Source organism: Streptomyces sp. NPDC005202 (assembly GCF_040608235.1).
GTDB lineage: Bacteria > Actinomycetota > Actinomycetes > Streptomycetales > Streptomycetaceae > Streptomyces.
On sequence record NZ_JBEXHW010000055.1, the window covers coordinates 22272 to 28271 of the forward strand.

General features: G+C 69.5%; 8 protein-coding genes and 2 pseudogenes. All 10 read right to left on the reverse strand.

The genetic code is table 11. From position 1 onward, the window contains the following. Positions 1-322: 322 nt before the first annotated feature. Positions 323-877 (reverse strand): hypothetical protein, encoded by a 555-nt coding sequence (locus ABZV31_RS36345; protein WP_355901117.1) that lies wholly within the window; start codon positions 875-877, stop codon positions 323-325. Continuing rightward, positions 822-1271, reverse strand: a complete 450-nt coding sequence (locus ABZV31_RS36350) for a hypothetical protein (RefSeq protein ID WP_355901118.1) — start codon at positions 1269-1271, stop codon at positions 822-824. Before ABZV31_RS36350 ends, ABZV31_RS36345 begins: the two co-directional genes overlap by 56 nt. 95 nt (positions 1272-1366) lie before the next feature. Continuing rightward, entirely contained in the window at positions 1367-2107 is a 741-nt protein-coding gene (locus ABZV31_RS36355) for a transposase family protein (RefSeq protein ID WP_355901119.1), read from the reverse strand. Continuing rightward, positions 2061-2594 carry a hypothetical protein gene (locus ABZV31_RS36360; protein ID WP_355901120.1) on the reverse strand — a complete coding sequence of 178 codons (534 nt, stop codon included), beginning with the start codon at positions 2592-2594 and terminating at the stop codon, positions 2061-2063. Before ABZV31_RS36360 ends, ABZV31_RS36355 begins: the two co-directional genes overlap by 47 nt. After that, the gene (locus ABZV31_RS36365; RefSeq protein WP_116129694.1) at positions 2594-2794 is read right to left on the reverse strand and encodes a helix-turn-helix domain-containing protein; all 201 of its coding nucleotides are present in this window, start codon (positions 2792-2794) and stop codon (positions 2594-2596) included. The genes ABZV31_RS36360 and ABZV31_RS36365 overlap by 1 nt, the downstream gene beginning before the upstream one ends. Further along, a pseudogene (repSA, locus tag ABZV31_RS36370) lies at positions 2791-4165 on the reverse strand (replication initiator protein RepSA). Before repSA ends, ABZV31_RS36365 begins: the two are co-directional and overlap by 4 nt. A gap of 127 nt (positions 4166-4292) precedes the next feature. Beyond that, on the reverse strand, positions 4293-4610 hold the full coding sequence (locus ABZV31_RS36375) for a SpdD-like protein (RefSeq protein ID WP_355901121.1): 318 nt from the start codon (positions 4608-4610) through the stop codon (positions 4293-4295). 191 nt (positions 4611-4801) lie between these two features. Further along, the gene (locus tag ABZV31_RS36380) at positions 4802-4993 is read right to left on the reverse strand and encodes a mobile element transfer protein (RefSeq protein ID WP_355901122.1); all 192 of its coding nucleotides are present in this window, start codon (positions 4991-4993) and stop codon (positions 4802-4804) included. A gap of 1 nt (position 4994) precedes the next feature. Beyond that, a complete protein-coding gene (locus ABZV31_RS36385) occupies positions 4995-5189 on the reverse strand; it encodes a hypothetical protein (RefSeq protein ID WP_355901123.1) in 195 nt (64 codons plus the stop codon). Between the two features lie 20 nt (positions 5190-5209). Further along, positions 5210-5700, reverse strand: a pseudogene (locus ABZV31_RS36390) (DUF2637 domain-containing protein). Positions 5701-6000: the final 300 nt, after the last annotated feature.

Sequence of the window (6000 nt, forward strand, 5' to 3'; positions counted from 1 at the left end):
GGGAATACGCGGTGACGTCGGTCGCACCCCGACCCCCCTGACGTTGTTCCGTCGCAGGTCAGGGCCTTGATCGCACGGAAGGAGATCACTCTCTTCTAAGCGCTTGGCCGCAGGTTCGAGTCCTGCCGGGGGCGCCATCCCTCGCCCTCCCGCTCGGGAGGGCTTTTTGCTGTTCAGGGCACGTTTTACTCGAAACGACGAAGCCCCGGCCCCTCCCCCGACGATCAAGGGAAGGCTCCGGGGCTGTCCGGCTGTCACCGGGTTTTCGCGGGTGCCGTGTCGAATACGTGTCGAAGTTCTCGGCCAGGCTCGGCCGGGAGAGTCAGCCGGCGTCCGGCTGCTCGGGGAGGTCCCCCGCGGCTTCGAGCCGTCGCTTCAAATCAGGCAGTTGCCCCTCGACGCATCGGGCGTAAGTGGCCAGGAGCACGGGGACGCTGTTCCCGGCCCAATCCGCGACCTGGGCAGGCGGGATACCGTCGTTGAGCCACTTCGTCAAACGCGTGTGCCGGTTGTCGTACACGCGCTTCCCCGTGGGCGACTCGAAGACGTGGGGCGGCAGCACAGCCTTGCGTGCACTGCGCCACGCCCGACGGACGACAGAGCCAGCGAGAATGCCGCCGGTCTCCCCCTGGAACAGCAGATCCCCCGGCTGGAGCTGTTCGTCCTCGATGTGCTGCCGCAGGATGCGCGTCAGGGCCGGATGCCCTGGCACAGTGCGCGTCTCCCCTTCGGCCCGACCCTTCAGATCACGCTCTTCGTGAATCTCCCCCGTGTCCGTCCACTGCTTGCCGACCTCTGGCGTCGCCGTGTGGATCAGCAGCTCACACCACTGGTCGGCTGCATCCGGGCCGGGCAGCGTCACGTCCTTCACCCGCATGGCTACGGCTTCCTCGGGGCGCGGACCGCAGTAGTACAGCGTGGCGAAGAAGGCGTGCAGTCGCTTGCCTCCACGAGGCCCGCCGGATCCAGTCGAGGAGCGCCGCCGCCTGCTCCAGGTTCATCAAAGACCGCTTGTCCACGGCGTTGGTGGTCTTGGTGGCAGCCGTCGTCTCCTTCCCTTTGGGGAGGGGGTTGGTCCGCAGGATGCGCCGCCGGATCGCGTACTTCATGACGACGTTGAGGATCCGGCGATGGCGCTTGCGGGACCAGGCCGCCGCCTGCTTGCCGTCCAGGAGCGTGTCGATGGCTCGTAGGACCTGGTCGACCTTCTCCGAGTCCTCCCAGGCCGAGACCGGAAGGGAGTTCCGCTCAACCCACCTGAGGATGGTCACCACGTCCCTTGGAGCTTCCGCTCGTCGGTTCGCATTGAACGCCCATTCGCGCAGGGCAGTACGCACGGCCGCAGGCTCGAACTGAGTGAGCTTTTTCAGCGTTGCCTCTCCAGGGTGAGGATGGCTTTGGCTGTTGATGTGAGGCGGTTGGGGCTGCAGCGGGCATGGCGGAAGATCCGCCAGCGCTTGAGCGTCGCCATGCCGCGTTCGACGGGGTACCGGAGCCGGGCGTGTGCCTTGTTCAGCGACCTCTGCCCGGCGGTGCGGGGCGGGCGTCTGGTCGGCACGGCGAATGTGCCGCCGGCGCCGGTGTAGGCCAGGTCGGCCAAGGCGGGGACGCCGAGCCGGACGCAGGTCTGCACGATGCGGTGGGTGCGGGCCGCGGTCAGGTCGTGGGCGCGGCCGGGCAGGGCCCGTGAGATCCACATGATCTCGCCCCGCGGGTCGGTGATGACCTGGAGGTTCACTCCGTGACGGCGGTGCTTGCCCGAGTAGTCGGCGCGTCCGTCCCCGATGCGGTCGCACTCGGCGAGGGTGCCGTCGACCAGGATGTACTCAGCATCCGCTTCACGAAGGGCCCGGGTCAGACCGGGAGCGCGGCGGGCGAGGAGGTCGGTGACGGCGCGCACGTAGGCGTGGGCGGTGCCCACGCTGATGCGGAAGCCGGCGGCGATCTGCGCGAGGGTGTCGTGCTTGCGTAGATACACCAGTGCGACCAGCGCTCGCTGGGAGGGGCGGAGCTTGCACCTGCGGTCACCCTCCCGGGTGACGATGAGCATGGTGACCCACTCAACGAGCGCGTGCGGCAGGTCCAGTGCTGCAGGATACGTAACCAACGAGGCTCCCCGACGGAAGAGTTGAGACATCAGACATCTCGCTCAACCGCCCGGGAGCCTTGTCCGTTCTGCACTGATCTCCGACCACCCGACCGTCACCCGATCGGTGACCGCCTTGAAAAAGCTCAGTGGGTCGGGCCCGCAGCAGAGCGATGGTGGTCGCGGTCAGGGTCTTGGCGGTGTTCCTGCGGCTGTTGCCGCCGAGCTCAGGCCAGCGAGCGTCCACGTACTCAACGGCGAACTTGTACCAGCTCATGGCAGCCGACTTGGAACGATGGGAGACCGGCAGCCCGGTGGCGATGACGAACGCCTCGCCCTTGCCCGTTGCCTGGATGAGTTCGGAGCGGAAGCCTTCGGCGAGCGCGACGGTGTTGAAGGGCTCACGCCAGCGCTTGCCCGCGACCACCCAGCGCACGGTGTACGTGGTCTTCCGGGCACCCTTGTAGGTGAGGATCTTGTAGATCTTCACGTCGTACGTCGTCTCCATCAGGCGGCGTCCTCGCAGTCGTCGAGCCAGTGATCGAGGTCGCTCCGCCGGATCCGAAGGTCGCCGTTCGGGAGCTTGATGCAGCGCGGCGCACGGCGCTTGGCCCGCCAGTCGTAGAAGGTCGAGCGTGAGATGGCCAGTTCCTCGCAGACCTCCGCGAGGGTGAGCATGGTGCGTCGTGACCGGATGGCCGTGGTCATTCCGTGCTCCCTTCGTTCAGGAGGGCGTCGCGGGCGGTCTCGCGGTTGGTCTGGAGGTCGTGGGCGATGGTCGCGACTAGGGCGGCTTCACCCGGCGTGTGGCCGTGGCCGGCGTACTGCCAGTCCGTCAGGACGAGGACGGTGTCCGGCTCGCGGTCGTCGAGGCCGAGGACGGATGCCTCTTGGGCGGCGCGGTAGTCGGCGCGTTCCTGGCGGAGGGCGCCGAGCGTGGTGGAGTAGGTGCGCGACTTGGACGAGAAGTGCCCGCGGAAGCCGAGCATGTGGGCCCAGGCCCAGAGGCGCCGGTCCGGGTACAGGGTGTCCAGGTCGCGGCACGCGGTGATGAGCCGCCGGGTGTGGTCGGGGACTTGGTGGCGGTCGAGTTCGGCAAGTTCGCCGATGCGGCGGTCCAGGGTGCCGGTGTTCTCTGCGGCCTTGGTGGCGTACTTGGCCACGTATGAGGCGACAGCCTGTTCGGTGATGTCGGAGCCGTCGCAGAAGGCCTTGACCGGGCGGACATCAAGCTGTCGGCCCCATCGGAACGTCCGAGCGGGTTGGTCACCGGCAGCCGGGACCGAGACTGACGTGTACGAGTGCGCTGCGGCGGCGCGCAGCGCGCCCGTGAGGAGGTCGACCGTGGCCCAGGCGGGCGGGGGCGTCCCGGGCCCGTCCGGGCCGTCGAGGCGTACGACGGCGTGGAAGTGCAGGGCCCCGCGCTTCTGGAACTCGGCCACCTTGCCGTACGAGACGCGAAGGTGTGCGGCGAGTTCCCGGCGGGGCAGGCCGGCGCGGGCGGGCGAGTTCGCGGCGGAGTCGGGTGGTGAAGCGCTGCCAGAGCTGTCCGGCGTGGTTGTTGAACAGCACTAGCACGGCGCCCGCGTAGTCGTAGCTGTCCGGGTCGAGGGCGGTGCCTAGCTGCGGGGCGTCGAGCGCGTGCGGGGTGCCGCAGCGGCAGGTGCCGTGGTCGGGGCGGTTGTGGACCGGGCCGAACGAGGGGGCCGTGAGGGTGGCGAAGACGCGCGGGTGATCGCGGACCCTGGCGGGGACGTTGCGGCGGTCGTCCCCGGCCAGGCCAACGCGGATCAGGTGATAGGTGTCGCCCGCGTAGGTCCAGGCACAGGAGGGACAGCGGGAGGCGCGGCGGTTCCCGCAGGCAAGGCGGAGGCGTCCGCCCGGCTCCTTCTCGGTGGAGTAGTGGTGCAGGATCTCGCCGCTGGTCTTGTCCTTGTGGAGGACCCAGCCGGTGAGGTGGATCGGGTCGGAGCAGCCGCCGGTGCGGCGGATCTGGTCTTCCCAGCGGGCGTAGTCGGAGGCCGAGGCCACCCGGAGCACGTCCCCGAGGGTGATCGGGTCAAGCAATGTGTCGGGCATGGGCGCACTCGGTGTCGCGGGTGAGGCGCGGTGGGCCATGCTTGGGGTTCCTTCCGGTTGCGAGATCGGACAGGGACGGCGCCCGGGCGGCGGATGCTTGGCGGTATCGAGGCCGCCCGGGGGCCGGTCAGCGACGCTTGGCGTCGGAGGCGAGCAGGAAGCGCAGGACGACCGCGCAGACGGCGACCGAGGCACCGGTGATGGCGACCGCCAGGAGCAGCGAGACCAGGACGGCGCCGAGGACCAGGACGACGGCCGTGCCACCGCCGACGAGAGCGAGCGCGGTGCCGGGGGTGAGCTGGATCGTGGGCCGGGACGGCGTCGGAGTCGTCGGGGCGGCCAGCGCGGTTTCCACGTGCGGGGTGACGGTGGTCGGCTCGATGACGGCGGGCGGAGTACTGAGGCCCGTCGGCGTGGGCATGGTGGGGATCTTCGGGCGGAACATCGGTGTCTCCTCTCGCGGGCGGGCTACTTGACGAAGGCGTTGATGGCCGGGGCGAGGACGCTGTCGGCAAGGAGGAAGCCGCCGAGCAGGAATACGGCGATGAGCCAGGCGGGCGGGCGGATGAGCTTGACGCCGAGGTAGCCGACAACGAGCAGCGCGAGCCAGAGCGGGACCTGGATGGCGGTGGCCTCCTATCGGATGCGGCAGCGGTGGGTGCGGGCGGCGAGCTGGGCGGCGGACTGACTGGAGTAGTCGGAGGACCAGCCGCAGCCCTCGGAGGTGCACACGGCGGCGTGTTTGGTCTGGCCGTTGCGGTCGCGGTGCGTGCCGATCTGCACGGGGCCGATGCGCATCACGGAGTGGAAGTGGTCGTGGGCGGGCATGTCAGTCGGTCCCCTCTCGGGCCGTGGTCGGGGCGGGGAAGCTGGCGCGGATACCGGCGGCAGTGGCCGGATTGGCGGTGCGCCGGGCGGCTTCCTCGGCGAGCAGGTAGGCGAGGAAGGGCCGGTTCGCGGCGGCCATCTCGCGGGCGCCGTCGAGGTAGTCGGAAGCGGTCAGGTCGGCCGGGTCACAGGTCACTGGTCTTCCTCTCTTGCTGGTCAAGCGAGGTGGGCGGCGATGGCGTCGGCGAGGTGGGGCGGGACGCCGAGGCGGGAGCGCAGGGTGTCGGTGTCGATCGGGTCGCCGGTACGGGCGCGGTACTCGTCGGCGACCTTGCGGGCGCAGCCGCCGAGTGGGCGAGGAGCGTTCCGCCGAGGAAGGCGACCGCGGGCCATCCGGCGATGCCGAGCCGGAGGAAGGCGGGTGGGTCGGTCAGGTCGAGGAACCAGGCGGTGGCGACGTTGGCGCCGAGCGAGGCGAACAGCGCGACGACGAACCAGCACCAGGCCAGCCGGGACGGTCCCTCGCTGCGCAGGCGCCGCCAGGCGGCGACCAGGAGCAGGTCGACACTGACCGGGTAGGCCCACGCCTTCCAGCCGTTCTGTCCGGCAGCGGCGGCCAGGTCGTGCAGGTGGGCGATGGACAGCGCACCGGCGATCACGGCCTGAACCAGGACCGCGTCGACACGGAGACCGTGACGGGCACCCATCAGGAGTCACCCGGATAGGCGGCGGGCTGAAGCCCTGCTGTCCAGCATCAAGGCCATGATGTTTCCCGTTGTCGAAAGTCAAGCGTCGGAGTACTGGGGACTACTCTCACCGGATAGCAAGGCCAAAGCGGAGAGAGGCGCCGCACGCACGGATCCAATGCTGGATTGGCGCACTGCCAGCACCGATGGTCGTTACGTGTCGTATATATTGAGGCGGAACGGTTGAGTTGCCTGCTCGTTGGCAGGGTGTGATCGAGGTTGGGGACGCGCGTCGGCTGCCGCCCGCCGCGCGGGAGGTGG

Bases quoted from the DNA above. Each gene is read 5' to 3' on its own strand.
- ABZV31_RS36345 (WP_355901117.1), bottom strand. From the start codon at position 877: ATGCGGGTGAAGGACGTGACGCTGCCCGGCCCGGATGCAGCCGACCAG.
- ABZV31_RS36360 (WP_355901120.1), bottom strand. From the start codon at position 2,594: ATGGAGACGACGTACGACGTGAAGATCTACAAGATCCTCACCTACAAG.
- ABZV31_RS36365 (WP_116129694.1), bottom strand. From the start codon at position 2,794: ATGACCACGGCCATCCGGTCACGACGCACCATGCTCACCCTCGCGGAG.
- ABZV31_RS36375 (WP_355901121.1), bottom strand. From the start codon at position 4,610: ATGTTCCGCCCGAAGATCCCCACCATGCCCACGCCGACGGGCCTCAGT.
- ABZV31_RS36380 (WP_355901122.1), bottom strand. From the start codon at position 4,993: ATGCCCGCCCACGACCACTTCCACTCCGTGATGCGCATCGGCCCCGTG.